5 protein-coding genes and 1 pseudogene are annotated in these 4,684 nt (G+C 60.6%); 1 reads left to right on the top strand and 5 read right to left on the bottom strand.

The genetic code is table 11. The features are described from left to right. The 5 genes and pseudogenes from ACYVDE_RS14865 to ACYVDE_RS14845 form a co-directional block, all read right to left on the bottom strand. Window positions 1-287 (bottom strand): annotated as a pseudogene (locus tag ACYVDE_RS14865) (xanthine dehydrogenase); the annotation flags it as partial. A 13-nt stretch (window positions 288-300) separates the two neighbouring features. After that, window positions 301-792 carry a hypothetical protein gene (locus tag ACYVDE_RS14860; protein ID WP_460502329.1) on the bottom strand — a complete coding sequence of 164 codons (492 nt, stop codon included), beginning with the start codon at window positions 790-792 and terminating at the stop codon, window positions 301-303. 11 nt (window positions 793-803) lie between these two features. Next, the gene (locus tag ACYVDE_RS14855) at window positions 804-2,345 is read right to left on the bottom strand and encodes an FAD binding domain-containing protein (RefSeq protein ID WP_460502328.1); all 1,542 of its coding nucleotides are present in this window, start codon (window positions 2,343-2,345) and stop codon (window positions 804-806) included. 156 nt (window positions 2,346-2,501) lie between these two features. Beyond that, the gene (locus ACYVDE_RS14850) at window positions 2,502-2,978 is read right to left on the bottom strand and encodes a nucleoside deaminase (protein WP_460502327.1); all 477 of its coding nucleotides are present in this window, start codon (window positions 2,976-2,978) and stop codon (window positions 2,502-2,504) included. 182 nt (window positions 2,979-3,160) lie between these two features. Next, complete coding sequence (locus ACYVDE_RS14845; RefSeq protein WP_460502326.1) at window positions 3,161-4,105, bottom strand: hypothetical protein; 945 nt, start codon at window positions 4,103-4,105, stop codon at window positions 3,161-3,163. A 216-nt stretch (window positions 4,106-4,321) separates the two neighbouring features. On the opposite strand from ACYVDE_RS14845, the gene ACYVDE_RS14840 reads away from it, so the two are divergent. Beyond that, the coding region (locus ACYVDE_RS14840; RefSeq protein WP_460502325.1) for a redoxin domain-containing protein at window positions 4,322-4,684 on the top strand (363 nt) is incomplete at its 3' end.

Raw genomic sequence — 4,684 nt, 5'->3', positions numbered from 1 at the left:
AGCACCAGCGCCACCGGCTGCCCCCGGAAGTGCACATGCCCCTCGGCCAGCAGCGGCTCATCGGGCACAATGCCGCCAATCTGGTTTTCGCCGGGAATGTCGGCCGCCGTGAGCACGCGCGCCACACCCGGCGCCGACAGCGCCGCACTGAAATCGAGGCTGCGGAGCACGCCGTGGGCCAGCGGGCTTTCAAACACGGCCGCGTACAGGGTGCCCTGCTGCACGGGTACGTCGTCGAGGTACTGCGATTCGCCGCGCACGTGGCGGTGGGGGTCGAGGTGGTTCATGAGGGAAAGCCTGCTAACGCTGTGCGTAACCGCGTATTAAATGTTGTTTAATAGAGTCCGTTTTTTGAACACCTATGTACTTTATCAAATCCTTGCGAATCCTTGCAAATTTTTCTGAATTGGCAGGGGCGTTTGCCTTGAAAGGAATAACTTTTTCGTTTAACAAAACAAGATATTCATACTCGTAAAAAGCGCCATTACTTCCGCTAAATGTTGGCGTGCGCCAATAACCAGACCTTAATAAATAATAGTAAATGCCATTACAGCCATCGCTGAATTTAATGGCCGGCTCGACTCGAATAAGAGCCTGAATATGTTTGACCGTATCTATCTCAGGGTATTCCGGCAATAAGTCGTCACCGTATCTATTACCCAGACACTGCTCCACAAATTTCTTCGCTTCGGCAGAGTGACTCTTATGTGAGACGATTTTTAATCGATGGCTGCTTTGCGCAAAAACTGATTGAAATAGGAATACACAAAAGGCTGATAAGAAATATCTCATGAGCCATCGAATTAAATCAATTCATCCACCGCCAGTTCCGGCGCGAACTCCAGGAAGTGCGCCCACAGCAACTGGCGCAGCAAGAGCCGCTTGTAGTCGCTGGTGCCGCGCACGTCGGAAATTGGGCTGATTTCGGCTTGCATCACCTCGTTGGCGGCGCTCACAGTCTCAGCCGTCAGCTCGCGGCCTTGCAGGAAGGCGCTGGTGCGGTCCAGGTACAACGGCACCGGCCCCACGCCGCCGGCCGACACGCGGGCAGCTTGGATGAGGCCGTTTTCGACCCGCAGCCAGGCGGCGGAATTCACGCTGGCAATGTCGAGGTGGGTGCGCTTAGATACTTTCTCGAAGTGGAAGAAGTCGCCGGGCAGCGGGGCGGGGAAGCTGATTTCGATAACCTGCTCGTCGGCCGCTTTCGCCAGCTTTTTGTAGCCCAGGTACAGGTCGGGCAAGGCTAGCTCGCGGGTGACGCCAGCGGCATCGAGCAGCGTGATGGACGCGCCCAGCGCCAGGAACATGATGGTGAGGTCGCCAATGGGCGAGCCGTTGATGAAGTTGCCGGCCACCGTGCCCATGTTGCGGATGGGCGTGCTCGATACCAGTTTCAGGTATTGCGGCAGGTTGGGCAGCAGGCCGCGCATCAGGTCCGATTCAAGGAGCTGGCTGGCGGTGGTGGCGGCGCCCAGCACCACGCGGCCGGTGGTTTCGTGGCGGATGCCGCGCCGGCCGGGCTGGTCAAAAATCAGGCGCACGCCGGGCTGCTCGCGCAGCTCTTCGAGGCGCTGCACCAGCAAATCGGTGCCGCCGCCGAGGAGGGCGTGCGTGAAAGGAGCCGGGGTGGAATGCCCGTGGTCGTTCTGGTTTTGGGCGTGGCCGTTGGGCGAGGTCGAAACCTGACTGCCGTTGGTGTGGGCCTTTGCTGATGCTGCTATAGCTGCAGTAGCATCTGCCGTATCATTGGCCCCGGCGGGCCGCAGCTTCGCCAGTTGGGCCGGAATATTCGCGAAGTAGCCGGGCACGAATTGCTTCTCGCTGAGCCAGGTCAGGGCGTTTTCGGCCGGGCGGCCTTCCAGCTCGGCGGTGAGCTTGGCGGCGGCGCGCTCCAACGACTTGTAGCCCGTGCAGCGGCAGATGTTGCCATCGATGGCCGCGGTGGTGCTTTTCTCGGTGGCGGGCGCGCTGCTCAGGCTGTGGCCCGTCAGCGACATCACGAAACCTACCGTGCAGAAGCCGCACTGCGAGCCGCCCTCGTCCACAATGGCTTTTTGCACGGGCGTGAGCTGGTTGCCGGCCGCATTGATACCTTCTACCGTCACGATGTGCTTGCCGTGGGCGTTGCCCAGCGGCGTGAGGCAGCTGGTCATGCTCTGGTAGTTCACGGTCTGGCCGTCGGCACTTAGCTCGCCTACCAGCACAGTGCAAGCGCCGCAGTCGCCCTCGCGGCAGCCGATTTTGGTGCCCTTCAGCTGCTCGTGGTAGCGCACGAAATCGAGCAAAGCGCTGGCCGGGGCCTCGCTGGTGCGAATGGGCTGGTCGTTGAGGAGAAACTCAATCATAAATCAGGAGACAATGGGGAACGTCATGCTGAGCGCAGTCGAAGCATCTCTACCGCGCAACTAACTCAATCAAATAGATTACTTCTGCGGTAGAGATGCTTCGACTACGCTCAGCATGACCGTCTTTATTGCGCGCTTTAAACGAGGCTATTCACCTTAATACTCCGTCTTGCCTTCCAGTTCCGTCCAGGCGCGGAAACCGGCCAGGGCCTCGTCGCGCAGCAGCTGCGTCATGGGCAGCTTGCGATTTTCCATGGGTCGGTCAAGCTCTTCATAGATGAATTGGTCGTCGAAGCCGATGGCGGCGGCATCGGCCTTGGTGTTGCCGTAGAACACCCGGCGCGGACGGGCCCAGTAGATGGCGCCGAGGCACATGGGGCAGGGCTCGCAGCTGGTGTAAAGGTCGCAGCCGTCGAGCTGGAAGGTGCCCAGTTCCTTGCAGGCTTTGCGAATGGCGTCGACCTCGGCGTGGCAGGTGGGGTCGTGCGTGGTCGTCACCTGATTGAAGCCGCGGGCGATAATCTGGCCGTCCTTCACTACCACTGCTCCGAAAGGTCCGCCGAAGCCAGCTTTCATTTTTTCGATGGACAGGCGAATGGCTTCGCGCATGAATTCGGGGTTGGGAGCTTCCATGGGTGGGGCGGAAAAGGTGAGCGGCCGCGGCGGCGTAAAGTTTTGAAAAACGGGCAACAAAGAAAGCGACGGAAACCCATATTTGCGGAGAACCCCGAAATTTCATTTCGGCCCGTGAGAACATATCGTTCTGGTGGGCCGAAATGAAATTTCGGGGTTCTCCGCCCTGGGGCGCTGTTGGGTTATTTCGTGAAATTTGGAATGCGCAGCTGGACGCCGATGGACGGCACCACGGTAATGCCGCTGAGCGAGGTGCTCTGGTTGTTGAGCAGCGCGAAGTCGCCGTAGTTCTGGTAGAACAGCGACACGGCCGGGATGAAATACACGTAGCGGTAACCGATTTTCAGATTGACGAAGCCGCCGAACGACGAGTAGTTGCGCCGCTGCAGCGGCAGCTCGGGCACTTTCGCCGAGCCGCTGTAGATTTTATCGGGCGCAAAGCCGTAGCTCACCCAGCTGTGCGTATACACCAGGCCGTAACTGATGGCCCCGATTTCCTCCTCGGTGCCAAACGAGTTGCTGAACGTGAGCGGCACGATAAGGTCGTTGCGGGTGGCGCGCAGGTTCAGCACCGAGTTGATGTCGGACAGGAAGGGCAGGCTGGGCAGCTTGGCCCGCTGGGTGGCAAACTGCAGCCCGATGCTGCCATAAAGCGCGCCCGGCGCTGCGCCCGCGCCGGGGTTTTCGGGCGTACCGGTGGGGCCCAGGAATTGGTATTGGGCGTCGAACACGTGCGAGCCGAAGGTATACTTGTAGCCCGCGTCGAAGCGCGGGGCGAAGCCGTAGCGCAGGTACACGTCGGCGGTGGTTTGCACGGGGTCGAGCACGTAGGCCAGGGCGGCGGCCTGCAGCTGGGTGGTGGCGTCGGTATAGTCGACTTTGCCCTGGCTGGAGGCTTGGCTGGCGGCCTGGCTGGCGGCTTCTTTCACGGCGCTGCCGGCTTTGGCCAGGGGCGCGCTGGCAATGTTGAAGCCCTGGTCGTAGCCGGCCCGGAACTCGCCCTGGGGCGTCACCTTGCCAGTGTTGGTGAAGGCGCGCGGAGCCGTGCAGGAAGCGGCGAGCAGGCCCAGGGCCGCCACCGCAGCGAGGGAAGTAGAAGAGCAAGTGCGGAGCAAAAAAGCAGTCATAGAGTCAATGAAAAAGTAAATGCCAACCCGACAATAACGAAAATCGCGCCGAAATAGCCGGAACCCAATACCCGGCAATATGTGTCTGCACAGCAGCCCGGCACTGCGGCGTGCCGAAAATATTTAGATGTTGCGATGTAACTTTTGCCGCCGCCGCTCATCGAAAGCAAAGCGGCCGCGCTCCGGTGGGCCGCCGCCGGAATGTCAAAATTGCTTATGCCACTAATTTTCCTCTGGTTTCAATTGTTTGGCTGGCTGGTGCCTGCGCCCCGGGCCACGGTGTACGTGTTTCTGGCCGAAACCTGCCCCATCAGCCAGGCGGCCACGCTGCCGCTGCGGGAATTGCACACCCGCTATGGCGTGCAGGGCGTGCGCTTCGTGGGCGTGTTTCCGGCGAAGGAAACAACGCCCGCCGGCCTGGCCGCCTTCGCCAAAACCTACCAGCTGGCTTTCCCGCTGCAGGCTGATGCCGGCCACGCGCTCACCAAAAAGCTGCACGCCCGCGTCACGCCCGAAGCCGTGGTGGTGGGGGCCGATGGCCGCACCGTGCTCTACCAGGGTCGCCTCGACGATGCCTAC

The organism is Hymenobacter agri, assembly GCF_054778495.1.
The sequence above is the reverse complement of the archived record's forward strand: the minus strand, read 5'-3'. Positions and strand labels throughout refer to the sequence as shown.